The sequence below is a fragment of the Kitasatospora sp. NPDC088548 genome, assembly GCF_044753005.1.
GTDB lineage: Bacteria > Actinomycetota > Actinomycetes > Streptomycetales > Streptomycetaceae > Kitasatospora.
On the sequence record NZ_JBIVMI010000021.1, the window covers coordinates 97,283 to 123,394 of the forward strand.

At 72.8% G+C, this 26,112-nt stretch carries 28 protein-coding genes and 2 pseudogenes; 18 read left to right on the top strand and 12 right to left on the bottom strand.

Translation table 11 applies throughout. The annotated features are described in order from the left end of the window. The first annotated feature begins 58 nt into the window (after nt 1-58). Nucleotides 59-550 (top strand): DUF6232 family protein, encoded by a 492-nt coding sequence (locus ACIP82_RS25285; protein ID WP_400656483.1) that lies wholly within the window; start codon nt 59-61, stop codon nt 548-550. Then, the gene (locus ACIP82_RS25290; RefSeq protein ID WP_400656486.1) at nt 547-870 is read left to right on the top strand and encodes a hypothetical protein; all 324 of its coding nucleotides are present in this window, start codon (nt 547-549) and stop codon (nt 868-870) included. Before ACIP82_RS25285 ends, ACIP82_RS25290 begins: the two co-directional genes overlap by 4 nt. A gap of 55 nt (nt 871-925) precedes the next feature. Here ACIP82_RS25290 and ACIP82_RS25295 read toward each other — a convergent pair whose 3' ends face one another. Next, nucleotides 926-1,351, bottom strand: coding sequence for a hypothetical protein (locus ACIP82_RS25295; RefSeq protein ID WP_363612345.1), 426 nt, complete (start codon nt 1,349-1,351; stop codon nt 926-928). 172 nt (nt 1,352-1,523) lie between these two features. Here ACIP82_RS25295 and ACIP82_RS25300 point away from each other — a divergent pair, with 172 nt between their 5' ends. Together ACIP82_RS25300 and ACIP82_RS25305 are read left to right on the top strand one after the other, a co-directional pair. Then, nucleotides 1,524-2,588 (top strand): Scr1 family TA system antitoxin-like transcriptional regulator, encoded by a 1,065-nt coding sequence (locus ACIP82_RS25300; protein WP_363612343.1) that lies wholly within the window; start codon nt 1,524-1,526, stop codon nt 2,586-2,588. A gap of 198 nt (nt 2,589-2,786) precedes the next feature. Further along, complete coding sequence (locus ACIP82_RS25305; protein ID WP_400656489.1) at nt 2,787-3,365, top strand: class IV adenylate cyclase; 579 nt, start codon at nt 2,787-2,789, stop codon at nt 3,363-3,365. A 16-nt stretch (nt 3,366-3,381) separates the two neighbouring features. Here ACIP82_RS25305 and ACIP82_RS25310 read toward each other — a convergent pair whose 3' ends face one another. Together ACIP82_RS25310 and ACIP82_RS25315 are read right to left on the bottom strand one after the other, a co-directional pair. Next, a complete protein-coding gene (locus ACIP82_RS25310; protein WP_400656491.1) occupies nt 3,382-3,606 on the bottom strand; it encodes a hypothetical protein in 225 nt (74 codons plus the stop codon). Nucleotides 3,607-3,926: 320 nt separating this feature from the next. Next, nucleotides 3,927-4,493 carry a MepB family protein gene (locus ACIP82_RS25315; RefSeq protein ID WP_400656493.1) on the bottom strand — a complete coding sequence of 189 codons (567 nt, stop codon included), beginning with the start codon at nt 4,491-4,493 and terminating at the stop codon, nt 3,927-3,929. A gap of 203 nt (nt 4,494-4,696) precedes the next feature. On the opposite strand from ACIP82_RS25315, the gene ACIP82_RS25320 reads away from it, so the two are divergent. The 8 genes and pseudogenes from ACIP82_RS25320 (at nt 4,697) to ACIP82_RS25355 (ending at nt 11,464) form a co-directional block, all read left to right on the top strand. Next, nucleotides 4,697-5,710, top strand: a complete 1,014-nt coding sequence (locus ACIP82_RS25320; protein WP_400656495.1) for a hypothetical protein — start codon at nt 4,697-4,699, stop codon at nt 5,708-5,710. Nucleotides 5,711-5,825: 115 nt separating this feature from the next. Continuing rightward, nucleotides 5,826-6,593 carry a hypothetical protein gene (locus tag ACIP82_RS25325; RefSeq protein ID WP_400656497.1) on the top strand — a complete coding sequence of 256 codons (768 nt, stop codon included), beginning with the start codon at nt 5,826-5,828 and terminating at the stop codon, nt 6,591-6,593. Nucleotides 6,594-6,772: 179 nt separating this feature from the next. Next, nucleotides 6,773-7,054: a hypothetical protein gene (locus ACIP82_RS25330; protein ID WP_363613575.1), complete on the top strand. Its 282-nt coding sequence runs from the start codon at nt 6,773-6,775 to the stop codon at nt 7,052-7,054. A 91-nt stretch (nt 7,055-7,145) separates the two neighbouring features. Next, nucleotides 7,146-7,876 (top strand): annotated as a pseudogene (locus tag ACIP82_RS25335) (tyrosine-protein phosphatase). A gap of 350 nt (nt 7,877-8,226) precedes the next feature. Continuing rightward, nucleotides 8,227-8,628, top strand: a complete 402-nt coding sequence (locus ACIP82_RS25340; RefSeq protein ID WP_363613579.1) for a hypothetical protein — start codon at nt 8,227-8,229, stop codon at nt 8,626-8,628. 189 nt (nt 8,629-8,817) lie between these two features. Next, nucleotides 8,818-9,564: an ATP-binding cassette domain-containing protein gene (locus ACIP82_RS25345; protein ID WP_363613581.1), complete on the top strand. Its 747-nt coding sequence runs from the start codon at nt 8,818-8,820 to the stop codon at nt 9,562-9,564. A gap of 2 nt (nt 9,565-9,566) precedes the next feature. Continuing rightward, nucleotides 9,567-10,865 (top strand): hypothetical protein, encoded by a 1,299-nt coding sequence (locus ACIP82_RS25350; RefSeq protein ID WP_400656500.1) that lies wholly within the window; start codon nt 9,567-9,569, stop codon nt 10,863-10,865. Beyond that, nucleotides 10,862-11,464 carry a hypothetical protein gene (locus ACIP82_RS25355; protein ID WP_363613585.1) on the top strand — a complete coding sequence of 201 codons (603 nt, stop codon included), beginning with the start codon at nt 10,862-10,864 and terminating at the stop codon, nt 11,462-11,464. Before ACIP82_RS25350 ends, ACIP82_RS25355 begins: the two co-directional genes overlap by 4 nt. Before the next feature lie 74 nt (nt 11,465-11,538). Here the strand turns inward: ACIP82_RS25355 and ACIP82_RS25360 are convergent, their stop codons facing one another. Continuing rightward, nucleotides 11,539-12,141: a DUF4240 domain-containing protein gene (locus ACIP82_RS25360; RefSeq protein WP_363613587.1), complete on the bottom strand. Its 603-nt coding sequence runs from the start codon at nt 12,139-12,141 to the stop codon at nt 11,539-11,541. A gap of 54 nt (nt 12,142-12,195) precedes the next feature. After that, complete coding sequence (locus ACIP82_RS25365; protein ID WP_400656503.1) at nt 12,196-13,140, bottom strand: pentapeptide repeat-containing protein; 945 nt, start codon at nt 13,138-13,140, stop codon at nt 12,196-12,198. A gap of 213 nt (nt 13,141-13,353) precedes the next feature. Here ACIP82_RS25365 and ACIP82_RS25370 point away from each other — a divergent pair, with 213 nt between their 5' ends. After that, nucleotides 13,354-14,979, top strand: coding sequence for a DUF2079 domain-containing protein (locus ACIP82_RS25370; protein WP_400656505.1), 1,626 nt, complete (start codon nt 13,354-13,356; stop codon nt 14,977-14,979). Between the two features lie 85 nt (nt 14,980-15,064). Continuing rightward, nucleotides 15,065-15,811, top strand: a complete 747-nt coding sequence (locus tag ACIP82_RS25375; RefSeq protein WP_400656507.1) for a hypothetical protein — start codon at nt 15,065-15,067, stop codon at nt 15,809-15,811. Between the two features lie 9 nt (nt 15,812-15,820). On the opposite strand, the gene ACIP82_RS25380 is transcribed toward ACIP82_RS25375, so the two are convergent. Then, nucleotides 15,821-16,693 carry an SGNH/GDSL hydrolase family protein gene (locus ACIP82_RS25380; protein WP_400656558.1) on the bottom strand — a complete coding sequence of 291 codons (873 nt, stop codon included), beginning with the start codon at nt 16,691-16,693 and terminating at the stop codon, nt 15,821-15,823. A 388-nt stretch (nt 16,694-17,081) separates the two neighbouring features. Between ACIP82_RS25380 and ACIP82_RS25385 the strand changes: the two genes are divergently transcribed. Then, nucleotides 17,082-18,071 carry an LPXTG cell wall anchor domain-containing protein gene (locus ACIP82_RS25385; RefSeq protein WP_400656509.1) on the top strand — a complete coding sequence of 330 codons (990 nt, stop codon included), beginning with the start codon at nt 17,082-17,084 and terminating at the stop codon, nt 18,069-18,071. Nucleotides 18,072-18,181: 110 nt separating this feature from the next. On the opposite strand, the gene ACIP82_RS25390 is transcribed toward ACIP82_RS25385, so the two are convergent. Both ACIP82_RS25390 and ACIP82_RS25395 read right to left on the bottom strand, forming a co-directional pair. After that, nucleotides 18,182-18,634, bottom strand: a complete 453-nt coding sequence (locus ACIP82_RS25390) for a DUF3291 domain-containing protein (protein WP_400656511.1) — start codon at nt 18,632-18,634, stop codon at nt 18,182-18,184. 67 nt (nt 18,635-18,701) lie between these two features. Next, nucleotides 18,702-19,064: pseudogene (locus ACIP82_RS25395) on the bottom strand (winged helix-turn-helix transcriptional regulator); the annotation flags it as partial. A 120-nt stretch (nt 19,065-19,184) separates the two neighbouring features. On the opposite strand from ACIP82_RS25395, the gene ACIP82_RS25400 reads away from it, so the two are divergent. After that, on the top strand, nt 19,185-20,399 hold the full coding sequence (locus ACIP82_RS25400; RefSeq protein WP_363613597.1) for a pyridoxal phosphate-dependent aminotransferase: 1,215 nt from the start codon (nt 19,185-19,187) through the stop codon (nt 20,397-20,399). 62 nt (nt 20,400-20,461) lie between these two features. Beyond that, on the top strand, nt 20,462-20,794 hold the full coding sequence (locus ACIP82_RS25405; RefSeq protein ID WP_363613599.1) for a YnfA family protein: 333 nt from the start codon (nt 20,462-20,464) through the stop codon (nt 20,792-20,794). A gap of 65 nt (nt 20,795-20,859) precedes the next feature. Here ACIP82_RS25405 and ACIP82_RS25410 read toward each other — a convergent pair whose 3' ends face one another. Continuing rightward, nucleotides 20,860-22,527, bottom strand: coding sequence for a metallophosphoesterase family protein (locus ACIP82_RS25410; RefSeq protein WP_363613601.1), 1,668 nt, complete (start codon nt 22,525-22,527; stop codon nt 20,860-20,862). Nucleotides 22,528-22,670: 143 nt separating this feature from the next. On the opposite strand from ACIP82_RS25410, the gene ACIP82_RS25415 reads away from it, so the two are divergent. Further along, a complete protein-coding gene (locus ACIP82_RS25415; RefSeq protein ID WP_400656514.1) occupies nt 22,671-23,336 on the top strand; it encodes a ThuA domain-containing protein in 666 nt (221 codons plus the stop codon). Between the two features lie 88 nt (nt 23,337-23,424). Here the strand turns inward: ACIP82_RS25415 and ACIP82_RS25420 are convergent, their stop codons facing one another. The 3 genes from ACIP82_RS25420 to ACIP82_RS25430 all read right to left on the bottom strand — a co-directional run bounded on the left by ACIP82_RS25420 (nt 23,425) and on the right by ACIP82_RS25430 (nt 26,112). Then, nucleotides 23,425-23,679 (bottom strand): hypothetical protein, encoded by a 255-nt coding sequence (locus ACIP82_RS25420; protein ID WP_363613605.1) that lies wholly within the window; start codon nt 23,677-23,679, stop codon nt 23,425-23,427. Between the two features lie 61 nt (nt 23,680-23,740). Continuing rightward, a complete protein-coding gene (locus tag ACIP82_RS25425) occupies nt 23,741-24,145 on the bottom strand; it encodes a (2Fe-2S) ferredoxin domain-containing protein (protein WP_363613607.1) in 405 nt (134 codons plus the stop codon). 29 nt (nt 24,146-24,174) lie between these two features. Continuing rightward, entirely contained in the window at nt 24,175-26,112 is a 1,938-nt protein-coding gene (locus tag ACIP82_RS25430) for a heavy metal translocating P-type ATPase (protein ID WP_363613609.1), read from the bottom strand.

A 26,112-nucleotide genomic window follows, 5' to 3' on the forward strand; every position in this document is an offset into this window, starting at 1 on the left:
GGGACGGATCGGGGGAACGTGTCCCATGGCACGGAGACGCGACGTCATCGACGTCAGAGTGAGCAGGCGGGTTCTCTGGGTGGGCGCCGACGCCTACCCGCTGCAGAACATCGCGCGGGCCCGGCGGTTCGAGATCGTGCCCAGACGCGGGTACGCCGTACGGGCCTTCCTGAAGGCCGAGATCCTGGTGGTGGTCCTCGGGGCGGTCGCCCTGGCGATCACGGAGAACATCGGCGACTCGTCGTCGCCGTCCGGCCTGGCCACGTTCGCGGCGCTGGTGGTGATGGCGCTGTTCGTGCTGAACATCGTCAAGCTGGTCAGGCGGCTGCGCCGGCCGATACTGCACCAACTGGTCATCGAGACCTCCAGTTCGTCGGACACGGCGGTGGTGAGCACCGACGTCAAGGAGGTGAACCATCTCATCGGCCTGATCATGGAGGCGATCGACAACCCCCAGGCCGAGTTCCAGCTCCAGGTGGAGAACGTCCACATCGGCGACCAGATCAACCAGTTCGGAGACAACAACACCGGAAAGAAGGTCAACTGGTGAGCGGAAGCTTCCACATCGGCGACTCGGTCACCCAGCACGGCGACCACAACGTCGGCATCATCAAGAACCAGGCCCCGGCCGACCCCCGGGCCGCGATGCGGGAGATGATCACCGCCGTCCAGTTCCTGCGCAACCAGGTGCCGGCCGAGGACCAGCAGGTCATCGACGAGTCCCTGGAGGCCATCGGGACCGGCGAGAACGTGCCGCCGGGCACCCTGCGGCAGGCGCTCAGGAACATCAACGGCGTCGCGTCGATGGTCACGGCGGGCGTCCCGGTGATCGAGGCGGTCCGCCGGGTGCTGGAGTCCCTGGGCATCTGAGAGCGGCGGCGGCGCGGATGGCGCCGCCGCCCCTTCGGGTGTGGGCCCGTCCGCGTCAGAGGGGTGGCGGCGGTGCGAGGTGCGCCCAGAAGCGGCTGGTCACCGTGCCGCACTCGACCAACTCGTGGCCCCAGTCGGCGGACAGCTCGCGGACCAGCCGCAGGCCCGGGGATCCCCCGCCGCCGACCGGGAGGCGTTCACGGACCGGCAGGCCGGTGTCGCACACCTCGATCCGCAGCCCGGTGAAGGCGGAGTGGTCGAACACCACGTCAATGGGCAGGTGTTCGGGTCTCCAGGGCCGCAGCACGGCGGCGGTGATCAGCTCGGTGATGATCAACTCTGCGTCCTCGATGTAGTGTTCGCCGCCCTTGAAGTCGGACAGGAACCCTCGGAGGAGTATGCGCGCCGCCGCAGCCGAGGTCGGGTGGCGGGGCAGCGAGCAGAACTGGTCACCGAGGGTTCTGTCAAGGGCTTCGGGCATGGATGTGCCACCTTCTGGATGCATGGGGGTTTCCGCGCGCGGGCGCGGCGCTTCGTGCACTCACTAGTGCAAGTACGTCCGGCAGTTCCATGATTAAGCATCGGCTGTTCCGGATCGGGTGACGAGGGATCAGCCAGTTCCAAGGCACGCCATGACACAGGGGGCTCGCACCATGACCCGCAAGAAGTCCACGAACCCGAACCTGCGATCGAGCGCGGGCGCCGTGTTCGGCGCCGTCCTGCGCCGCCTCCGGGAGGCCAAGGGCGTCTCCCAGGGCGAACTGGCCGCGCTCGTCCCGTGCAGCCGCCCCCACGTCTCCCGGATCGAGGCCGGCACGCGCACCCCGCCGGAGGACTTCGTCATCACCGCCGACGAGTTGCTGGAGACAGGCGGTCAGCTGATGGCGCTGTGGAAGGAGATCGACTGGTACGCGCGGGTGGATCACCCGGACTGGTTCCGGCGCTACGCGGGCTTCGAGGAGAAGGCCTCGACGATCTGCGAGTTCCAGATCGCACGTATCTCAGGTCTCCTCCAGACAGAGGCCTATGCCCGAGCTCTGTTCGAGTCGGGAAGCGCAGCAGGCAACCCCGAGTTGATCGAGGAGCGGGTGACGTCCCGGCTCGCTCGTCAACACCGGCTGACCAGTCCTGACGACGGGCCTCTCTTCATGGTTGTGCACTCCGAGGCAGCCATCCGCTCGCTGGTAGGCGGCCCCGAGGTCATGTACGAGCAACTCGGACACTTGCTGCGGATGGGGGAACTCCCCGACATCGTGCACCAGATCGCGCCATTCACTCTCGGTGCACGCGCCCCGTTCGGCACTCCCATGTCGCTGATCACGTCGCCTGACGGCAAGACGCGGATCTACTCCGAAAGCCTGGATTATGGACACTTCATCGAGGATCCAAGGGAGGTCCAACGCACGCAGCGGACTTATGATCTCCTCCAGGCGAACGCGCTGTCTCCCCGAGAAAGCGCCGCCCTGATCCGCAGTGTGAGGGAAGGACTTCTCAACATGGCACCCATCAAGGCCAATGCCTCCAAGGCTCCATGGCGCAAGTCGAGCTACAGCGACAACAACGGCGGTCTCTGCGTCGAGGTGGCCGACGGCCACCCCGGCCAGCTGGTCCGCGACTCCAAGGACCCCGAAGGCCCCGTCCTCACCTTCTCCCCCAACTCCTGGCAGTCCTTCGTCGACGCCATCCGCGCCAACGAATTCCCCACCCCCAACTGCTGACTCCACCTCAGCCCACCCCACCGAGGCCGGGCCTTGCTCCACGGCCGGCCTCGGGCACGTCCACAGTCACCCACACTGACCCAAGAGCCCCGAACTCCCTCCCATACGGAGGATCGTCGGGCCGCCCTGGGGTCGGCTGTGCATTTCCATTCAGCAATCCGGCCCGCGTGTACTCGGCGGTCAACACGGGAGGGTGACATGGAAGACGGCACGATCGAGGTGGAGCGGAAGCGGGAGCTTCCGGACGGCGGTGCGGGCGTTCGGCCCCTGCTTGCCGAACTCGGTTGTGTGGGCAGCGCGCCGGTGACCGAGATCGACACGTACTACAGCCGCCCCGATGTGGACTACCTGGCGACCGTGGAGTGCCTACGGGTGCGGCACCGGGGCGACTTCGCAGAAATCACGTACAAGCCCGCGTCCAACCCGACGACGCACGGGAGTGACGACGTGGTGTCCAAGGTCGAGACGAACGTCGTTCTCCGCGACGGCGGGCAGGCCTCCACGGCGGAACGGCTGCCCGACTGCATCGGAATGCGGGAGCTGGTCAGGGTCGAGAAGACACGCACCAGCTACCGGCATCCGGATACCGCCGGTGTGACAGTCAGCATCGACACGGTGGCCGGGGTCGGCACCTTCATCGAGACCGAAGTGAACCGGGCCACGGCTGCCGGGGCCGCCGAGCTCATCGAGGAGACCGAGAAGGCTCTCGGCATCATCGGGAACCCGACGGTCGCGATCCCGTACCGCGACCTGGTGCTGCGGCAGCTGAACGACTGACGCCCCGCGGGGGTGGTCAGTCGCCCAGGCAGGCGTGCAGCTGGCCGAGAGCGAAGGAGGCGCCCCCCGCCCAGTAGTTGACGTTGTAGGCCGCCAGGCACTGGTCGGTCTTCGACGGCTGATCAACCCCGGGGTCGAGCGACGTGTGGACCACGGCCGTCGGCGCGGCGTTCGCCTGGGTCCCGGCGGTCAGGACCAGCAGGGGCGCCAGCACAGCTACGGTGGCCGCTGCGGTGGCCATTCGGCAGATTCTCATAGAGCGTCGACTCTCCTTAGAAGCATGGCAGTTTTCCCGGAGCCAGTGCGCACGCGCGGAACGGCAGGCGGGACACCAGGCCCCGTGTCCTGGGTTCCTAGACGGCTTGCGTGGTTCGGCACCCGGTCGGTGGTGCGGCTCCGCGTGCCGCATCCTCGCAGTGGCGGTCGGTGCGGCGACATCCCACATTCCCGGGATGTTCCCGGGAGAGCTCCTGCGGGACCGGGACGTGCGTGGTCCCCGGCGCGGTGAGGTCGCGCCGGCAGAGTTGGGCGAGGTACGCGTGCGACGCCGGGGTCAGTGGCTCACGGGTGATAGAGCGCCCGGGCGCGGGCTGCGTCGATCGGCCCGTCCTCGCCGATGGGCAGGAAGTGGTTCAGCTGCCAGGTCTGCGTACCGCGGGCCTGGCGGTTCGTCGTGGTGACCCACGGCGGGTAGACGCGGAACCCCCGCTTCCCGCCCGTGCCGTTCCTCGCGACGATGTCCCGCTCGCAGAGCACCTCACGGGGGAAGACGAACTGTCCGAAGTCCCGGCCGTCACGGGTACTGATGACGAAGAGGTCATCGGCGTCCTCGGCGTCGAAGGGCTGGATCGGGCCGTCGCCGGACCTCTTCCACACCGTGACGAACTGGCCGACCTTGGTCGGGGTCGTCCTGGCCGCGCGGAACCTGACGGAGTAGCCGTCCAGGACGAAGCCGAACGCCCCGTAATCGGCGCTTTCGGCCTCGGCCACCGGCCGTGAGCACCTGAACCCGTTCGGGGCGTACACCAGCGCCTTCGCCGCGAGGAGGTCCTCATGGACCACGTCTCCGGCGGACCACGGCTCGGAGTCCGCGTCGGGGTGCGAGGAATTCCCATAGTCCGTCGTCATTTGTCCATTCTGCCATCGCCCCGGCCGCCGGGAGTTCCGGCGAACCAGCCGCCCCCCACTCGACCGGGCGGACGTGCCGCGGACCCTGAACTCGCGGGGCCGGGGCGGGCCGAGTGACCATCACGGCCCCGGGGTACAAGTTCACAAGCGGCCCACCGCGCCAGGCAGAGCGGTGGCCGGGGGTGAAGGGCGGCGATGCGCGGATGACGGCAGGCAGCGCGGAGGAAGCCGGGACCGCCACAGCCGCAGGGCGGGCCGGCGCGGCAACGACACAGGTCCTCCGGGCCGGCGCGGGAGGTCTCACCGCCTGGACCGCCGCACAGATCACCGGCGGCGTCGAACTGAACGGACCGGCGGGGCGGCAGGCGGCGGTCGCGCTGGTCTTCCTCGTACTGTCCCAACTCCCCATCTGGGCTGGCCGATTGGCGAAGCGACTGCTGAGGCGCGTCCGGTGGAGCGAGGGTGCCGCTGCGGCCGTCTCCTGTATCGCCGCCCTGGGCATGCTGATCGGCGCGGTGACACTGGGGCCCGTGCAGTGGTGGCTGACGGAAGTCCTCTGCGACCACCTCGGTCTCCCCCTGCACATCTCCGGCTTCTGGCCGTTCGTGGTGGCCCCCCTGGTCGATCTCCTCCTGTCGGTGGCCCTGGCGATGCCGGGCGCGTGCCTCACCCGCAAGGGGCGGGCCACCGGGTCGGTGGGGCGGTTCACGCGCCTGGTCGCGTGCTTCGGGGCGCTGTGGCTCCTGACGTCGGGGCTCGGCATCGGCCGTCTCGGTGCCGACGAGTGGTGGCGGTCGACGGCGACCATGGCGGCGCTGGCCGTCCTCCTCCTCGCCCTGGCCGGCCTCGGCGCCACGGTGTACAGCGACTTCGGCTGGCCGCACCTGCGCTCGCTCCTGCTCGCGGGCCTGCCCTTCGTCGCCGCCTTCGGCGTCTGCGCCATCGCGCTGACGCTCTGGCTGCTGTCCTGGTTGAGCACGGCCATGCGACCCACCCTCGGCATCGAGGGCTTCGGCACCTTCCTGTGGGCCGGCCTGATCACGACGGCGGTGCTGTGGGCGGCGAATCTGCCGTCCTTCCTGCACGGACTGCGCCGTCGGCGCCACAACTCGCCCACCGGGGACGGCGGGTACGGTCCGGCCCGGCCACCGGCGGTGTGGGCGAACGGGTTCGGCTATGTCTGGATGACGGCGGACGAGACCGCCGGCCGGTCCTGACACACCGGCCGCGCCCGGCCGTCCACGACACCTGCACCGCCCCCGCACGGGCCGCTGCCGGCCAGTGCGGCCGATCGCCTCCCTCCGGGCCCGCCGGGACGGTACGGTGCGAGCCATGCAGACGACCGAACGCCGTTTGATTCCAGTGGTGTTGGCCGCCGGAGCGCTTCTCCTGGCGGCCTGCTCGGCGGGCGGCTCCGCCTCGTCGTCCAGCACCACCGCCCCCGCGGACGATCCGGCCTCGGACCACCCGGACCTGAACGCCCGGCACATCGCGCAGATCCTGCAGTCCGGTTACGTGCCCGGGCTGGCCGGCCTGCACGGCGCGGGCATCGACTACACCTCCCGGACAAAGCCGGTGCAAGTGTCGCCGTGCCGTCTGGAGGTGCCGGAGAAGAGCGGCAGCCTCACCCCGACCGGAGGCGGTCAGACCGGTCGGCCGACCGTGGGCCTGGGCGTGCGCTACTCGGCGCTGATCCGCGAATACACGAACGGCCTCCAGGTGCGGGCGTACCTGCTGCCGCCGAAGCCGGACGCCCAGAAGGTGTTCGCCGAGCTGGCGGCGGCCGCCCGGGCCTGCGAGACCCGTACCGTCACGGCCTCCGGGGCCAAGGACACTCCGGTCGGGACCACCGCCCGCCCCACCCTGGGCGAAGGGGGCGAAGGACTCGCGGTGACCAGCACGGCCGACCTGACCACGGCCGGCGCCTCCACGCCGACCTACACCCAGGTCATCCGGTACGGCATCAACGGCCGGATCCTGGTCGAGGCCCTGGAGGTCTCACGACCGTGGAACGCCGTCTACGGTGAGGCCGACGCCGAGGAGGACACCGACACGGCCATGAAGGCGATCCTGCCGAGCTTCAAGGGCCTGCCCGAGTGACACCGCGGCCACACGGCGCGGGGGCGCCCCCGCGCCGTGTGGCCGTCCGGGTGACCTTGCCCCCCGGACGCCCGCCTCCGGTGGCAGTGCGTGAGCGCGCGTGTGTTGATGGTGAAGGGCCGCTTCGTCACGGCGGCCGACCGAACCATCACCTTCAATGCCTGGAAGGGCTTTTCCTCATGCGCACTGTGCACCGCGTCCTGGCCGTCTCCGCCATCGCGCTCCCGCTGGTCATCGGCGGGGCGACCATCGCCTCGGCTCACGACGGTTCCCCCGTCCCCAACGCCAACTTCGACCAGGGCGCGTTCGCCGTCGGCCCGAACGGCAGCGCCGCCCAGCTCACCGACGTCGACTTCGGCCCCGGCGGTGCCTCCTTCCTCAGCGCCGCCCTGGCGATCGGCGCCAACGGCGTCGGCGGCAACTTCACCGAGACCGGCATCAGCCCCGGCCACGTGGGCTGACCCGGCCCGCCCCCGGCTGCCCCGGACCACCACCCGGTCCGGGGCAGCCGCATGCCGCCGGGCGGCCACGGCGACGCCCTAGAGTGCGCGCATGACACGACACATCGTCTTCGACCAGTTGCACAACTTCCGTGACCTGGGCGGCTACTCCGCCTCCGACGGCCGGTCGGTCCGCTGGGGGCGCCTCTACCGCGCCGACTCGCTCGGCCGGCTCGGCTCGCCCGCCGATCTCGAACGGTTCCGGGCGCTCGGCGTCCGCACCGTCATCGACCTCCGCTACCCGTGGGAGACGGCCCGCACGGGCCGCGTGCCGGAGCTGGACGGCCTGAGCTACCACAACCTCTCCATCGAGCACCGCCCGTACGACCAGGCCGAGATCGACCCGGCCCTCGATCCCTGGCGCTATCTCGCCGACCGCTTCGCCGAGGTCGCCGAGGACGGGGGGCGGAGATCCGCCGAGTGCTGGAACTGATCGCCGGCGCCGACGAACCGCTGGTCTTCCACTGCGCCTCCGGCAAGGACCGCACCGGCCTGATCGCCGCGCTGGTCCTCTCCCTCCTCGGCGTCTCCGAGGACGACATAGCCGCCGACTTCGCGCTCACCGAACTCGCCACGCCCCGGCTGGTCGCGCGGTGGCACGCCGCCAACCCCGGCCGCGAGCTCCGCTGGCCCGGGTTCGGGCGCGCCCCCGAGACCGTGATCCGGCTGGCTCTCGCCGACCTCACCGCCGCGCACGGCTCCGTCCACGCCTATGTCACCGACACACTCGGCCTCGGTGACGACCTGATCGGCGAGCTGCGCGCCCGACTGCTGACCGGATAGCCGACCGGGGGTCGGGAACCAGCCAGACCGGCGCTCGGCGCCCAGCTCGAACGGACACAAGCAGTCAGCCATTTCGATCAAACAGCGACATTTTCCGACCCGTCATGCTGCAATCAATCGAACACGCTAAATCTGCGATCATTTTCGTCCGCCCTCTTGCGCGCGAACGATCCTGCGGCAAGGCCTGCCGAATGGCCGAAATAAATGGTGCTCCCCGCCGGTTCGTGCACGCTAATGTCTTCCCCGGCGGGGGGATCGTCCGACCGGGGTGAGCTCGGTAGTCGAACCGCCGGTCATTTCTTTTTGCCTGCATGGCGCCCGCACGGCGTCACCGAAAAGATCGGACGAATATGCACGCAAAGAATCGCAAGCTCGTTCGCGGCATTCTGGTGGCCGCCGCGATGCTCGGGTTCGCGGGGGCCACGCCGGCCCTGGCGGAGGGTTCCTGGACGTCCCACATCAGCAACTGGGGGCCCGGCTCGGAGTCCCGCCGCTGGGGGGACAGCGACCGGGACGACACCGTCACCACCGTGGCGTTCCAGGGCTGCACCACCGACAACAACGACTTCAAGAACGCCGATCTCCAGCTGTACAAGGACGTCTTCGGCCCCGACAAGGCCTACGGCTACCGGCTGAACCACTGCGATCTGTCCGCCTGGGGGGACCAGAGCGCCGGCGACTACTACTTCGCACTGGAGGGGGTGCGCTCCGGCGGCAAGCTCTGGGTGGATTCGGTGAGCGTCCGGTACTGACCCCGGCCACCGCCCGCGACGGGCGTCCGGGGTGTTCCGGCGGAAGCCCCCTCCCGCCGGAACACCCCGGACGCTCCCCGCTCCTCCGCTCTCCCCTCACGGATCCCGGACCGGGATCCCGGCTCCGGACCCCGAACCCCGGATCCCGGACCCGCCACCTCACCGAGCGAAATGCGTCGAGCCCCCGCCATGACCCTTGAATTCCACCGCGTCGACTTCCAGTACACCCAGAAGGCCCAGTTGTTCACCGGCCTCGCCTTACGGATCGACAATCCGGCCACGGTCCTGCTCGGGCCGAACGGCGCCGGAAAGTCCACTCTCATGGCCCTGGCCGCCACCCAGCTGACGCCGGGCCACGGCTCGGTCTCCTGGCGCGGCCGGACCGCCACCGGGCGCGGCGAACTGGCCGCCTACCGGCGGGCGGTGGCCTGGCTGCCGCAACAGGTGACCCCGGTGCCCGGGCTCAGCGTGCGCGAGCAGGTCGCGTACTCCGGCTGGCTCAAGGGCATGTCGCGCGGGGCCGCCTGGCACGCCTCGGCGGGCGCGCTGGAGCGGGTCGGGCTCGCCCAGCTCGCCGACCGCGGCGGTCACCAGCTGTCCGGCGGCCAGCTGCGCCGGATGGGCATCGCGGGGTGCCTGGCCCACCACAGCGAACTGATCCTGATGGACGAGCCGACCGCCGGGCTCGACCCGGCCCAGCGCGGGATGTTCCGCAGCCTGGTCGAGGACCTGGCCGACGAGGTCCATGTGATCGTCTCCACCCACCAGACCGAGGACCTCGCCGACACCTACCGGCACGTGGTGGTGCTGGACCAGGGTGAAGTCCGCTTCCAGGGCGGCACCGAGGAGTTCCACGCGCTCGCCGCCGGGGCGAGCGGTTCGCCGCGCGAGCGGGCCGAGGCCGCGTACACGCGGCTGGTCGAACGGGAGGCCTGACCATGCTGCTGCGCACCGTTCTGCGCACCTCCGCCGCCACCCGCGCGCTGCCGTTCCTCGTCGGCTTCGTCCTGGTCGCCCTCGGCGACGACCTCACCGCCTGGGTCACCCCGGCCTACGGGCTCTCCGCCGCCGGGCACGCGACCTTCGCCCTGCCCTTCGTCTGCGCGGCCTGCGCGGCCGCGGGCGCCTGGGAGGCGGGCCGGCTGCACCGGGGGCGGGTCTTCGACCACTCGCCGGTGCGGTCCCCCCTCACCATCACCGCGCCCGTCCTGCTGCCGGTGGCCGTGATGGGCGCGCTCGGCATGGCCGCCGCGCTCGGCAGCACGGCGCTGGCCGGCGGCACGGCCTCCGGGGTGCCGCAGCCCGGCGTCCTCGCGGTCTGGGCCGGGCTGCTCGTCGCGAACACCCTGGTCGGGTCGATCGTCGGGCGGGTCCTGGCGTCCGTCCTCGCCGTGCCGCTCGCGCTGATCAGCAGCTTCGTCCTGAACGCCTATCCGGCCTCCTTCGACGAGTTCTGGCTGCGGCACCTGGTCGGCGGCGGCCTCTCCGACTGCTGCTCGGTGGATCAGGTCCTGGACGAACGTGCCGTGTTGAGCGCGCTGGCGTTCTCCGGCGCGGTGTCCGCGGCGGCCGTCCTGGTGATCCGCCGGCGCGGTGCCCCGATCGCGCTCGCCACCGGGCTGGCGGTGACGGCCGGCGGGATCGGCCTCGCCGCGTACCTGGCCCAGGACCTCGGCCCGACGCCCGTCCTCGCCCGGCCCGCCAGTGCGCTGGTCTGTGACGGCGAACGGCCGAGGATCTGCCTCTGGCCCGAACTGGGCGGGGCCCGCTCGGGCGCGGTCCGCGAGGAGGCCCGACGGGTCGTCACCACCCTGGCCTCCGGGGGCGTACCGGTGCCTGGCGTGCTCACCATGGCGGCCCAACCAGGCCCTGGCGAGGCCAAGTTCGGTATCCCGACCACCGCCAGGGCGGCGGACGTGATGCCGGGCGTGGTCGGCGGGCTGGTCCCCCGCGTCCCCGCGTGCGCCCTGCACGGGGACTCGTACCCGGCCGGCGTGGCCGCCGGACCGGTGACCGCCTGGCTCACCGCGAAGGCAGCACCCGGCAGCGCGCCGCACCCTGCGGACGGACGGTTCGGGGAGGCGGACGTGGCCCTCGCCGAACAGGTACTGCGGCTCCCTCCGGAGGCCCAACTCAACTGGTACCAGCGGAATGCGGAAGCCATGCGGCGCTGCGACGCGCCACCCGCGCTGACCCCGCCCGCACCGGCCGCGCTCGCCGACGGCGGTGACCGGTGATCTGGTGGAGCAAGGCCCGCTCGGTGCCGGCCATCGCCGCCGCACTGGCCGGGACGTTCGCGGTGGGCCTGCTCATCGGCGACGGCGAGCTGCCGGTGCCCGCGCTGCGCGGCCAGGCCGGGCACTTCCTGGTCGCGCACCTCGTCACCCTGTTCCCGGCGGTCTACCTGCTGCACGGGCTAGGCCGGGGCGACCTGCGGACGGAGGCGGTGGCCGGACGGTTCCTGCGCGGGCTGGACACCGGGCTCGCCCTCGCGGTCGCGGCCGTCGGCGCACTGGCGGGCGTGCTCGTCTGCGCGGCCGGACAGGGCGACCTCGCACTCGTCCTCGGCCGCAACATCGCCGGGTACACCGGTCTGGCGCTGCTGCTGCACCCGCTGATCGGCCACCGCCCGGCCGCCGCGGCCGTCGCCGTCGTCCCGCTGCTCTGCTCCGCCGCGGGCTGGCGCCGGGGCGGCGGACCGCAGCCCTGGGCCTGGCCGCTCCACCCCGGGGACTCCCCGCAGGCGCTCACCCTGGTGGCGCTCACCCTGCTCGCGGGCGCGGCCTGCGCCCTGCTGCGCCGCCGCCCGGCGGTGGAACTGCGCGTCCTCGCCTGAGCAGGCCCCCTACCCCGGAATGGGAAGTCGACGGGGCCGACTTCCCATTCCGGTCCTCCCGCCGGGCCCCGGGGTCAGCGCCCGGGCCAGCCCTCCCGGTTCGAGCAGGACTCGTAGTCGTAGCGGGTCGGGCGGTCCCACTCCGCCCCGGTCACCAGCTCGAACGCCTCCTCGTGCACGTACAGCAGCGACTCGCACGAGCTCGCGGTGAACGGCGCGAACCGCTCGGGGTGGCCGAGGACGTCCTCGTACACCTCTCGGCCGGCGGCCACCACGGCGGCCCGCGCGTACAGGAAGCCGTCGTCCGACTGGGGGAACGGCGAGCCGTCGGGCAGCTCCATCCCGAGCACGGGCAGCCTGCCGAAGTCCTCCCGGTCCAGCCGGTACAGGGCCTCGGCGAGCCGCTCGCCGAAGCCGATGATCTCCTCCAGCGGCCGCTCTGCCAGGACTTCGGTCAGCCGGGCGCAGGCGTCATCGAAACCCTGGCAGTCCGCGGTCCCGGCCGCGCCGCCGAGCCCGTCGATCAGCTGCCAGAACCGCTCCCAGGGCATCGCCGGCTGATCGGGCGCTCCTCCGCCCGCCACCCGCACGGCCTCGTCGTCGAACCGCATCGCCCGCTCCTTGTCCGCCGTCGCCCCCTGCGCGAACAGCATCCCCGACGGCACGGACAACGGCACGGGCAGCAAGCGCTCCCGGTAGTCACTCAGCCGCAGTCCCTCAACGGCGGTCGCTCAGCGGCGGCGCGGCCTGCCGGTGCGCCCGGCCGGACGGCCGCTCTGGGGCTTGCCGGGCCGGCTGCGCTCGGCCGCCGGGGCGGCCCCGGCAGCCGTGTCCGGCCAGTGGGCGGGCCGGGTGAGGGCGGACGGAAGCCGGGTGGAGGCGTCGCCGCGCGCCGCGTTGAGCTGGGCCTGGGTGAGGAAGAGGGCCTCGGTGAGGTCGGCACCCGCCAGGTTGGCGTCCCGCAGGTCGGCCCCGATCAGATCCGCGAGCCGCAGGTCCGCACCGCCGAGGTCGGCGGCGACGAGCAGGGCGCCACGCAGGTTGGCGCCCCGCAGGTCCGCGCCGCGCAGGCGGGCGCCGAACAGGTCGGCCCCCCGGTGCTCACGGCGGCGCGGGACGGCGGCCCGGACGAGTTCGCCGGCCCGCAGCAGCAGCTCGCTCACCCGCTGCCGGTGGGCCGGCACGTCCACCGCGAGGATCTCGGCCGGGCTGCCCTGGGCGAGCCGGTCGGTCTCCTCCAGCACCCGGCGCAGCTCGGCGTGCACGGGTCGGGCGGGGGCGAAGGTCAGCGCCTCGGTGAGGTACCAGAGCAGCTCGTGCAGCTGCCGCACCACCGGGAACACGTCGAACATCCCCTGCGCGTCCTCCGGCGCCTCGCGCCAGCTCCGGCCGCCGAAGGTCACCTGGGAGACGCGCTGACCGGCTCCGAAGCAGTCGTACACCGTGCAGCCCTGGAAGCCGCGGTCCCGCAGCTGGACGTGGATGCCGCAGCTGAAGTCGGTCCGCAGATTGCGGCACGGGGTGCCGGCGGCCTTGTTGACCGCGAAGTCGGTGGAGGCCGCGAAGGGCAGCGCCACGCAGCACAGCCCGAAGCAGCTCCCGCAGTCCGCCGCCAGGGCCACGCCCGGGCTCGCGCCGGTGCCACCGCTCGTGCCAGTGCTCGTGCTGTCGGTCACCTGTGAGTCCTCCGTACTGCGGCGCCCGGCCGGCCCGGGTCCGCAGTAGAGCGTACCGATGTGGAGCGTGCCGATCCCGCTCGCGGGCCCTGGGCGGCCGGGGCCGCAGGGGCGGCCGGGAACCGGCGGAGTCCCGGCCGTAGTCCGTTAGTGTGGTCGGCCGGTGTCGGTTCGGTCCGCCGATCCCGCCCCGGACGCAGGAGGAGAGCAGGAATGTCCCGGCACGACGTCACGGCACACCCGGACGCCGAGGGCACCAGGGACGACCCGCCCGCCGCGCCCGTGACGGCCTCGGCCCCGCGCCTCTCGGCGCGCACCCGCACCCTCGGGTTCACCCTGCTCTGCTTCGCCGTCTGCCTCGCCATCGGCGCGCAGCAGTGGACCACCGCCCAGCTGGGCGGCTTCGACCTCGGCATCTTCGACCAGGGTGTGCGCGGCTACACGAACCTCGGCCTGCCGGTGTCGACGCTGAAGAGCTTCCACCACGAGTTCCCCCCGGGCTTCTCCCTCCTCGGCGACCACTTCTCCCCCGTGATCGCGCTGATGGCGCCGCTCTACTGGATCTGGGACGACCCGCGCTCGCTGCTGATCGGCCAGGCGCTGCTCTTCGCGGCCGGCGTCCCGCTGATCCGCCGGGTCGCCGACCACTGCTTCGCGGACGCCGACCCGCGCACCGCCCGCCGCGCCGCCGACCTGGCGGCGCTGGCGTACGGGCTGGGCTGGCCGCTGCTGGTGGCCTCGCGCGGCGGCTTCCACGAGGTGGCCTTCGCGGTGCCGCTGACCCTGCTGATGCTGGAGCGCGGCCTGGCCCGCCGGTACGGCACGGCCGCACTGGCCGCCCTGCTGCTCTGCTGCACCAAGGAGGACCTCGGACTGGCGGTCGGCGCCTACGGGCTGGTGCTGATCCTGCGCGGCCGCAGGGACGAGGACACCGCGCGGCGCCGGCGGACGGTCCGCTGGGGTGCCGGTTTCCTGCTCGGCGGGCCGCTCGCCTCGGTGGTCGCGATCGCCTGGCTGGTGCCCGCGATGGGCGGGGTGCCGGGCTACTACTGGAACTACGATTCGCTCGGCGAGGACGGCGGCTCGGCCGTCTCCCATGTGCTGTCCAACCCGACGATCCTCGTCTCGTCGATGTTCGACGCGCCGCTGAAGCCGCTACTGCTGCTCTGGCTCTTCGGCACGCTGTTCGCCCTGCCGCTGCGCTCCGCGACGGTGCTGTGCGCGGTGCCGCTGCTGGCGGAGCGGGTACTCTCCAGCAACCCCAACCACTGGTCGATCGCCCGGCACTACGACGCGTTCCTCTGGCCGATCCTGCTGGTCGCGGCGCTGGAGGTACTGGGCCGCTGCCACGGCAGCGTGCGCACCCGGCGGCTCGGGGTGGCGGCCGCCGCCGTGACGGTCGCGGCCGCGCTGCCGCTCGGGGTGGCGAACCTGTTCGTCCCCGCCTACTGGCAGCCGAAGCCGAGCGAGGCGGCGCTGATCCGGGGCGCCGCGCAGATCCCGGACGGCGCGACGGTCGAGGCCGACAACCAGGCCGCCCCGCGGCTGACCGCCCGGACCGACGTGGTCCTGGTGGACGGCACCCCGCGCGGCCGGGAGTACGTGCTGATCCGCTCCGACAAGCGGGCGTTCCCGTTCAAGACCGACCGCGAGCAGGCCGCCCGGATCGAGCTGCTGCTGGCGCACGGCTACCGGCAGATCTGGGCCGAGGACGGCGTGGTGCTGCTGCACCACGAGAGCACCGAACCGGTCCCGGGCGAGCACGTCCCCGGCCCGGACAGCACCGGCTACCAGGACGAGGTGCCGAGCGACGTCGGCCACAACCTCTTCCGCGGCTGAGCGGCCGGCCCGTTCGGACGTCCGCGTCCTGGGGCCGTCGTCGAACTCCCGCCTGCGCGCCGACCACAGACCCCAGGCTCCGGGCATGGCGATCGAGGTGGGAGCGCGCGGGCTGTACGAGGCCCTGACGGCGTACGAGGGGCCGGAGGCGTACGAGGCGGTCAGCGACCTGCTGCTGCTCTCCTTCCAGCCGCCCGGCGACGGGGTCGATGCCCCGGGCCCGTGGCTCGGGTTCTCGGAGGACGAGTACCTCGGCCTGTTCACCGCGCTCGGCATGACCTCGTTCAAGGACGGCGGCTTCGACCCGTTCCGGCACGAGATCGGCGAGGTCGAGCAGGCCGACGACCCGGGCACGCCGATCGAGCTCACCGGGGTGGTCCGGCCCGGCCTTCGGCTGGGCCGACTGCTGTTCGGCCGGGCCGGCGTCCGGGTCCGCGCCGGAGTGGAGCACACCCAGCGCGGCGTCGCCGACCGCCCGCCGCTCTACTGGGCCTTCCGGCGGCGCCACCGGCCGACGGTCGACCTCTCCCACGGGTGGGGCAGCAACTCGCAGTGGTGCACCGACCTCCGCCTCGACTACCGGACCCCGGCCGGCGATCTGCTCAACGTGGCGGAGGACCGCCCGATCGACGGCAGCCCGGACCTCCACCCGGACCACCCGGCGAACCTCAGCCCGGAGGAGCGGCTGCTGACACCCGCCGAACGGCGTGAGCTGCTGCGCCACCGCGGTCTGCTGCGAGCCCCGGAGGCCGCCGCCGCGCCGGCCGGGCCACCCGGCTGGGAGCGGGACCTGATGCCCTTCGGCCGGCGGCTGCCGGATCCCGGGCGGTGACCCTCCGGTTCAGCCCCCGTACGGCTCGGACGACTTGTACGACTCGGACGGCTCGGACGGCTCGGACGGCTCGTACGGCAGCAGCTCCGCGCGCTTCGGGGGCCGGCCGTCGCCGGAGGAGCGGCCGGTGAGACGGCGGCCGATCCAGGGGCCGACGTGGGTGCGCAGCCAGCGGGCGTCGGCGGCCAGCTTCTCGGTACGGCCGGGCGGGGCGGCGGCCGGCAGCGGGGCGCGCCAGTCGAAGGCGGCGGGGCGGCCGAGGGCCTCCAGCACGCCCTCGGCGACCCGGCGGTGGCCTTCGGGCGAGAGGTGCAGGCGGTCCTCGGCCCAGAGGCGGCGGTCGTCGAAGCAGGGCGCGGCGAACAGGTCGACCACGGCGATGCCCCGGTCCTGGCCCAGCTCGTGCACGAAGGCCTTCATCCGCAGGATGGCGGGGAGCAGCCGGGCGCTGCCGGCCATCCGGCGGGTGGGGTCGGTGCTGGTGAACAGGACCACGGTGGCGCCGGTGGCGCGCAGCGCGGTGGCGGAGCGGCCGAGCAGGTCCTCGATCCGGTCGATGTCGCAGCGCGGCCGCAGGACGTCGTTGAGGCCGCCGGCCAGGGTGACGAGGTCGGCGCGCAGCGCGGTGGCGGGGGCCAGCTGCTCGTCGTGGATCTGGCCGATGAGCTTGCCCCGGACGGCGAGGTTGGCGTACCGGAACTCCTCGGCGGGCCGCTCGGCGGCGAGCCGGGCGGCGACGCGGTCGGCCCAGCCCCGGTAGTGGCCGTCGGGCAGCAGGTCGTCGCACATGCCCTCGGTGAAGGAGTCCCCGATGGCGACGTAACTGGCGTACGCGGTGGGCGCGGTGGGCTTGGCGGGCGCGGTGTGGGTGGCGTTCTCCATGACCCGACGATGGTACGCGCGCCCCTCCCGGCGGCTCGCTTCGGCCCGCGCCCTGCCACCCCACCACGCCGGTGGCGTCCGCGACGGCAGGCCACGGGGGTGCCGGCCGCGGCGCCGCAGATGCTCGGCGGGCACCTCCTCCTCCGCTGTGCAGCTGTGGACGAAGTGGTGGACGTGGACGGCGAACGCGGCCGCGACCACCGCCCAGGAGACGATGAGCGCGACCACACCTTCGCGCAGATCGCCGCCCGATCCCGCACCCATCGGCGCGCACAGCTGACGACTGCTCCGGGGATCGGGTGACGAGCACGTACAACCGTTCGCATCATTCGTACGTCCTCTCATCAGACCTTCATCCCCATCACTTCTCACAGCCGGAGCCGTGATCGTGCGCACCTCCCGTCTGACGGCCACCGCCGCCCTGTTCGTGCTCACTGCGAGCGCGATGGTCTCCGGGACCACCGGCGCCTTCGCCGACGACGCCACACCGAGCCCCTCTGCGACGGCGTCGGCGCCTGTCACCACCACGCCGTCCGCCGAGGCGACGGACACCCCGTCCGCCACCGCCACCGCCACGCCCTCGGACACCACCACGCCGTCCGCCACGGCCACCCCGACGGCCACCCCCACCCTGCCCCAGGGCTGCATGTACGTGCGCGAGGAGGGCATGCCGGTCCACGGCGTCACCCTCGGCACCGACGGATCCACCCGGGACATGGCCGTCTCCTTCTTCAACAGCAGCTCGACGACGCTCACCGACTTCCGGATCACCGCCGTGATCAGGAGCGCGACGGGGGCCGTCCCGCCCGAGATCGGGGTGAAGTTCCAGGGCGACACCGTCTGGGCCCCGGTCACACCGGACTCCGCCACCGGGTCGGTGTCCCTCGGTCACCACAAGATCCCGTCGCAAGAGATGTTCACCGTGGTGCTCCGGATCTCCGCCGACCCGGCGGCGAAGGCCCAGGGCTACACCCTCTCCGTCTCAGGCGCCTCCGAGGTGCTCCCGTACGGGGCCGGCCCCACCAACGTGAAGTACACCTGCAACCGGCTGACCGGATCGTCCACCAGTCTCGTCACCTTCCGCGACGAGCCGACCGCCACGGCCTCCCCGTCGGCGAGCACCTCGCCCACCGCGAGCGCCTCCCCGTCCGCCTCCCCGTCCGCCTCGCCGTCCGCGACCTCGACCGCCACCGGCGCCGTCGTCCCGGCCGGTGCCCGCAGCACCGGCACCGGCACCACGACCGCCACCGGCGGCCGCCTCGCCGAAACCGGCAGCAGCTCCAGCACTGTGCCGCTCGCCGTCACCGGCGCCGCCGCCATCGCCCTCGGTGGCGTGGCGGTCCTCGTCGCCCGCCGCCGTAAGAACGCCCGCGGCTGACCCACCGGCCCGACACGCTCCGCCCCGCCCACGCACCCGCGCGGGCGGGACGTCGTCGTTCCGGACCAGGCGTTCCTGAACTCCTGGGCGGAGGCGGGGCGGAGGCGGGGTCACCCCGCCGGTGGGGCGAAGGGCCGGCGCATGGTGAAGGCCGCCGGGGTCGGGCCGTCCGTGCGCAGCAGGGTGAGGCGGTGCTGGGCCTCCTGCGGGGTGGGACGGTGGCCGGCCGGGACCCACCAGAGCGCGGTCATCGCCTCGGCGGGCCGGGCGAACCACTCCCGGCGCCGGCGCATCACGGCCCGGTGTTCGGAGTGGTGGACGAAGGCGTCCAGGGCCTCGGGGTCGCGCCAGACCGAGAGGTTGACCAGCAGCCACTCGTCGTCGAAGATCCGGAAGCCGGTCGCGTACCCCTCGTCGCTCGTGAGTCGCCAGACGAAGCCGTCGGCCTCGTCGGCGAGCGCGTTGACGGGCCCGAGGGCGGCGACGAAGCCCGCGAGCAGGGGGCTGTCGATGGGTTCGAGCATCCGGGAGATGTTGACCTGGGCGAGTTCGTGGGACGTCACCGGCAGGACCCTAACCGGCCGGCACCGCGGTGTCCGCCGAATTCCGCTGCGCCGCCCGGTCGTCGGCGGGCGGGGTGACCCAGTGCGCCCGGACGGCGTCGGTCGGCCGCTGCTCGCCGAGCGCGTCGAGGCCCCAGGTGCCGAGCGCGTCGACGACCTGGCGCAGTGCCGCGCCGCGCCCGGTGAGCTCGTAGACGGTGGCGTTGGCGGGTCGTTCGAGCCGACGGCGGGTCACCAGGCCCTCGCCCTCCAGCTGCTTGAGGCGGGCGGCGAGGATGTCGGTGGAGACGCCGGGCAGGTCGGCGTGCAGGTCGGTGTAGCGGCGCGGGCCGGCGAGGAGTTCACGGACGATCAGGAGGCTCCAGCGCTCCCCCACCGCGTCCAGGGCGCGGGCGACGGCGCAGTACTGGTCGTAGCTTCGGCGTGACATGTGGATCAGCATAGCCAAAAGGTTGGACTTTCCAAGTGCTTACTTGGTAGAACAAAGCAACCAGGACGGCGCGCCGGTGGCGCGTACGGCCACGGCGGGTGACGGGTCGGGAGGCCGCAGATGGAGTTTCGGCAGTCCAGCAAGCTGACAGGCGTGTGCTACGAGATCCGGGGCCCGGTGGTCGACCGGGCCAACGCGCTGGAGGAGGCCGGGCACAGCGTGCTGCGGCTGAACACCGGCAACCCGGCCACGTTCGGCTTCGAGGCGCCCGAAGAGATCCTCCAGGACATCATCCGCAACCTGCCCAACGCGCACGGCTACAGCGACTCGCGCGGCATCCTGCCGGCCCGGCGCGCGGTGGTGCAGTACTACCAGCAGCGCGGCGTCGACGGGGTCACCGTCAACGACGTCTATCTCGGCAACGGCGTCTCCGAGCTGATCCAGATGGCCGTCACCGCCCTGGTGGACGACGGCGACGAGGTGCTCGTCCCGATGCCCGACTACCCGCTCTGGACGGCGGTGATCCGGCTCGCCGGCGGCAAGGCGGTGCACTACGCCTGCGACGAGGAGGCGGAGTGGTACCCCGACCTCGACGACATCGCGTCCAGGATCACGGCCCGCACCAAGGCCATCGTCGTCATCAACCCCAACAACCCCACCGGCGCGGTCTATCCGAAGGAGCTGCTGGAGGGCATCCTCGACCTCGCCCGCCGCCATCAGCTGATGGTGCTGGCCGACGAGATCTACGACAAGATCCTCTACGACGGCACCGAGCACCACTGCCTGGCCGCGCTCGCCGACGACGTGCTCACCCTCACCTTCAACGGACTCTCCAAGTCCTACCGGGTGGCGGGCTTCCGCAGCGGCTGGCTGGTCGTCTCCGGGCCGAAGCAGCACGCCTCCGACTACCTGGAGGGCCTGACCATGCTCTCCGGCATGCGGCTCTGCCCCAACGTCCCCGCCCAGTACGCGGTGCAGGCCGCGCTCGGCGGCCACCAGTCCATCAACGACCTGGTGCTGCCCACCGGCCGGCTGGCCGAACAGCGGGACGTCGCGTTCAAGGCGCTGAACGAGATCCCCGGCGTCAGCTGCGTCAAGCCCAAGGGCGCGCTGTACGCCTTCGCCAGGCTCGACCCGGCGGTGCACCGGATCGTCGACGACGAGCAGTTCGTGCTGGACCTGCTGCTCCGCGAGAAGATCCACGTCGTCCAGGGCACCGGCTTCAACTGGCCGCGCCCGGACCACTTCCGCTTCGTCACCCTCCCCCGGGCCGACGACCTGGAGACGGCGATCAACCGGATCGGCCGCTTCCTCACCACGTACCGGCAGGTCTGAGCGGACCGGCCCGGCCGGCGCGGTTCCGGCGGCCCGGGACCGACGACGTAGGCTCGGCGTCCATGACCGTGCTGCGTTCCGTCGCCCTGTTCGCCCTCGCCGCGCTCGCCGAGATCGGTGGCTGCTGGCTGATCTGGCAGAGCGTGCGCGAGGCCCGGCCGTGGTGGCTGGCCGGGGTCGGCGTGGTGGTGCTCGGCGGCTACGGCTTCGTCGCCGCGCTCCAGCCGGACAGCCACTTCGGCCGGGTGCTGGCCGCGTACGGTGGGGTGTTCGTGGCCGGCTCACTGCTCTGGGGCATGGCGGTGGACGGCTTCCGGCCCACCCGCTACGACGTCGCCGGGGCACTGATCTGCCTGGCCGGGGTCGCCGTCATCATGTACGGGCCCCGGCGCTGAGGCCCCGGCACCGGGGGCTCCCCTTCGGCGCCGGGGCCCGTCAACACGCTTCCCCGCAGGGCCGGTTACCAGCCCCAGCCACCGCCGTGGCCGTCGTCGTCGGTGGTGCTGTCCCAGCCCTCGCCGACCTTGCGCAGGATCGTGTAGTGGTCGACCTGCGTGCCGTCCTCGGCCAGCGCGGTCACCTTCATGGCCGACTTCTGACCCAGGTGGGCCGGGGTGACGTCGACCTTGATGAAGGAGTAACCGGTGTAGCGCACCCGGGACCACTCGACCGTCTCGGTCACCTTCACGCCGCCCTTGGCGAAGTGGTAGGTGTTCACCGAGTCGAGCCGCTTCTCGTGGCCCTCGTAGGTGTCCGGCGCGTCGAAGTAGTACAGGCTGCGGCCGGCCGCGCCCGCCGTCACGTACACCACGCCGTCGGTGGCCGGCTCGATGGTGGCGCCGCTCGGCACCGCCTTGGAGACCTTGTTGCCGAGGATCGCGTCGGTGCGCTCGTAGACGTGGTTGTGGCCGTTGATCACCAGGTCCACCCGGTACTTCTCGAACAGCGGCACCCACGCCTCGCGGACACCGCCCTCGGAGGCGTGCTGGTGGGTGGTGGAGAAGGCGCAGTGGTGGAAGAAGACCACGACGAAGTCGATGGTCTCGTCGTTGCGCAGGTCCTTCAGGGTGCGCTGCAGCCACTTGGTCTGCTTGCCCGCCGAGATGCCCAGGTTGGCCGGGATCTCGTAGGAGACGTCGTTGGCGTCCAGCGAGATGACGCCGACGTTCTTGTAACGGAAGGTGTAGACGCCGGGGACGGTGCGCGGGTCCGGGCCGTTGTCCGGCAGGAAGAAGCGGGTGTTCTCGCCGCCGTAGCCGTTGTGCGAGTACCAGGCCTCCATGTCGTGGTTGCCGTAGGAGACCATCCACGGCACCTTGGACGCCACCGTCTCGGTCTGGGCCAGGAAGGCGTCCCAGGTACGGGCGTTGTAGGAGGTCTTGTCCGAGTCCTGGCCGGAGCCGGCCGGGTCGGCGTAGCAGATGTCGCCGGCGTGCAGGTGGAAGGCCGGGTTCTGGGCCAGGATGATGTGGTCGTTGCCGGCCGCGTGCGAGCTGACGCCCTGGTCGCCGAAGGCGGTGAAGGTGAACGGCTCGTACACCTTGCCCCAGCGGTGGTCGCGCGAGGGCGCGGTGCGGAAGGTGCTCAGGGTGGAGATCGCCTGCTGCGAGGCCGGGTCGAAGCCCTGGTGGCCGACACCGTAGTAGTAGGTGGTGTCGGGCTGCAGGTCCTCCAGCGCGACGTGCAGGTAGTACTGGTCCACCGGCTGGCCGGTCGGGGTCAGCGCGGGGGTGTGCAGGGCGCGCACCTCGGCCTGGACCTTGTGGCTGAGGTCCCACGGCTGCTTGCCGAAGCGCAGGTACGGCTTCTTCACCGGGGCCGGGACCTGCCAGGAGACCCGGAACTGGGTGTCCGGCTCCGGCCCGAAGGAGAGGTGACGCCCGATCGGGGCGACCAGCGAACCGTCGATGCCGTCCGCCACACCGCCCGTCAGCAGCTGGGGGCCGGCCGGCGCCGCGGTCGCGGTGCCGGTGCCCAGCGCACCGCCCACCGCCAGCGCGCCGACGGTGACGGCGCCGGCCCGCAGCATCCGGCGGCGGGAGTGACGGGCCCGCAGGTACTCGTGCTGCTCGGCCATGCTCATGCGGTCGGCGAGCTTCGCGGGCACGCCCATGTTCGGAATATCCATGGGCGGGACTCTTCCAGCGACGCGTTGACCGCACGCGGACGCGCGGTGAACGAGCCGCAGCGCGCCGGTCAGTCGAACGCCAACGTTCGACCATGCTTCGGTAAAGGGCCGGTGCGTATGCGTACCTGGCAGGATCATCCGTCATGACCCGGATCCTGATCTACAGTCGCAACCTGCGCTTCTGGCACGCCTCGGCCGTCGACGGCGCCCGGGCCTTCCGCGAACTCGGCGAGCGGCACGGCTTCACGGCCGACGCCACCGAGGACCCGGCGGCCTTCCGGCCGGACGCGCTGCGCCGGTACGCGGCCGTGGTCTTCCTCTCCACCGGCGGCGACGTCCTCGACGAGGCCGGCCAGGACGCGCTGCGCGCCCACCTGACCGCCGGTCACGGCTGGCTGGGCGTGCACGCGGCGTCCACCACCGCGTACGACTGGCCCTGGTTCGAGGGCCTGGTCGGCGCCCGCTTCGCCGGCCACCCGCCGATCCAGGCCGCCCCCGTCCGCGTCGCCGACCCCGGCCACCCGGCCACCGCCCATCTGCCGGCCCGCTGGGAGTGGACCGACGAGTGGTACGACTTCCGCTCCGACCCGCGCGAGAACGGCGCCCGCGTCCTGCTCACCGTCGACGAGGCCGACTACCGGGGCGCCACCATGGGCCGGGGCCCGGCCCACCCGCTCGCCTGGTGCGGCGAACACGACGGCGCCCCCACCTTCTACACCTCCCTCGGCCACTCCCCCGAGGCCTACGCCGACCCCGCCTTCCGCACCCACCTCCTGGGCGGCCTGCGGCACCTGGGGATCTCGCCCTGACCGCTGCCGACGCACCAGGACCGCCCGTTCCCCCTGCCGCGGTGCGCCGCCGGGCGCGCCGGCTCGCGGCCGTGGCACGGGCAGGCGTCTACGAGGCCGGGTCGTCCCAGGTGGAGGGGGCCCGGTTGCCGGTGCCGTCGCAGGTGCGGCAGATCTCGTCGCGGTAGGCGTGCTTGGCGCCGGTGGCGTCGACGCGGTAACGGACGTAGACGCCGGTGCCGTCGCAGAGGAAGCAGTTGCCGCCACCGCCGCCGACCTCGGTGGTGCCGGTGCCCTGACAGGTGCGGCAGCTGAGGCCGGCGGTGCGGCCGGTGCCCGCACAGATGCGGCAGACCGTGGTCACGTCGTCATTCCTCCCATGCCGGCACTGCTGGAAATGGTAGTGCCCGGCGGCGCGGTCCGGATCAGCCCGGGAGACCGTCGCGGACCCGGCGGGAGACGGTGATCTGCTGGAGGTCCAGCAGACCGGGCGGGTCGGCCAGGCCGGGGCCACCGGCGTGCACCCACTCGGCTATCTCGTCGATCATGTCCTCGGCCAGCACCCAGCCGAGCCAGACCGGGCGGCCGCCCGCCAGCCGGCCCTCGCCGGAGGGGCCGACCACCACGACGTTGGACTGCGCGCAGGCGTCCAGGCACTTCACCGCCCGGACCTTGCCGGCGGCGCCGACCGCCTCGCGCAGCCGCTCGTACTGGCCGGCGTGGTCGACGCCCGGGTGCTTCTCCTGGGTGCCGCAGCAGCAGCCCCGGCAGACGGTGACGGTCACCGGGGCTGCGGGCGCCGGCCTGCGCTCGCGGTCTCGACGGCTCATCGGATCAGCTCTCCTCGTGGTCCAGGGCCCTACTCGTTCTCCAGGGCCCGCTGCCAGGCCCGTTCGCGCAGCAGCCGCAGGCCGTTGAGGCCGACCAGCACGGTGGAGCCCTCGTGCCCGGCGACACCGAGCGGCAGTGGCAGCGTACCCGCCAGGTCCCAGACCACCAGGGCGGTGATGAACGCCCCGGCGATCACCAGGTTCTGCACCACCAGCCGGCGGGCCCGCCGGGAGAGCGCCACCACGGCCGGGACGGCGGTCAGTTCGTCGCGCACCACCACCGCGTCGGCGGTCTCCAGCGCGAGGTCCGAGCCCGCCCGGCCGAGCGCGATGCCGCTGTGCGCGGCCGCCAGCGCGGGCGCGTCGTTGACGCCGTCGCCCACCATCAGCACCCGGCGGCCCCCGTCGGCCAGTTGACGGACGGCGGCCACCTTGTCCTGCGGCAGCAGCCCGCCCCGGACGTCGGTGAGGCCGACCTCCCGGGCCAGCCGGGCGGCGGCGCGCGGGTTGTCCCCGGTGAGCAGGACCGGGGGCCGCCCGGTCAGCGCGGCCAGGCCCCGTACGGCGGCCGCGGCCTGCTCGCGCGGGCGGTCGGCGAGACCGAGGACGCCGACGGGTTCGCCGTCGCGCAGCACCACGGCGGCGGTGCGGCCGGCCTCCTCCAGTTCGACGACCTGCGGGTGGGCGCGGTGCGGGCCCGGCGCGCCGACCGCGATCACCGCGTCGCCGACCACCGCGCGGACGCCGACGCCCGGGGTGGAGACGAAGTCGGCGGCGGCCGGGACGGCGAGGCCGCGCTCGCGGGCGGCGGCGACCACCGCGCGGGCCAGCGGGTGCTCGCTGGGGTGCTCGGCGGCGGCCGCGAGGGCCAGCAGTTCGTCCTCGGTGAGGCCGGCCGACGGGCGCAGTTCGGTGACCCGGGGGGTGCCCTCGGTGAGGGTGCCGGTCTTGTCCAGGGCGGCCGCGTCCACCTGGCCGAGGCGCTCCATCACCACCGCCGACTTGACCAGCACGCCGTGCCGTCCGGCGTTGGCGATGGCGGAGAGCAGCGGCGGCATGGTGGCGAGCACCACGGCGCACGGCGAGGCGACGATCATGAAGGTCATGGCGCGCAGCAGGGTGCCGGTCAGCTCCGCGCCGAACGCGAGCGGGACGGCGAACAGCAGCAGGGTGGCCGCCACCAGGCCGGCGGCGTAGCGCTGTTCGACCTTCTCGATGAAGAGCTGGGTGGGCGCCTTGGTCTCGGAGGCCTCCTCGACCAGGGCGACGATCCGGGCGATCACGGTGTCGGCGGCGTCGCGCCCGACGCGGACGCGCAGCGCGCCGGCGCCGTTCAGCGTGCCGGCGTACACCTCGTCGCCGGGGGCCTTGGCCGCGGGCAGCGGTTCACCGGTGATGGTGGCCTGGTCGACGTCGCTGCGGCCGTCCAGCACCAGGCCGTCGGCGCCGATCCGCTCGCCGGGGCGGATCAGCACGGTGTCGCCGACGGCGAGTTCGGCGGTGGGGACGGTCTCCTCCCGGCCGTCGGCGGTGAACCGGCAGGCGGTGGCCGGGGCGAGGTCGAGCAGGCCGCGGACGGAGTCGGCGGTGCGGGCGGTGGCCAGTGCCTCCAGGGCGCCGCTGGTCGCGAAGATCACGATCAGCAGCGCACCGTCCAGCACCTGTCCGATGGCGGCGGCGCCGAGCGCGGCGACCACCATCAGCAGGTCCACGTCCAGGGTCCTCCCGCGCAGCGCCCGCAGTCCGGCCCAGGCCGGTTCCCAGCCGCCCGCGAGGTAGGCGACGGCGTACAGCGGGCCGTACGCCCAGGCGGGCCCGCCGGGCAGGTGGACGGCGAGCGCGGCCAGGAAGGCGACGGTGGCGGCGGCCGCCCAGCGCGCCTCGGGCAGGGCCAGCACGCGGGTGCGGCGCGGCTGCGGTGCCGCGGGGGCGGCGGGGGCCGGACGGGTGAGCACGGTGGCGGACAT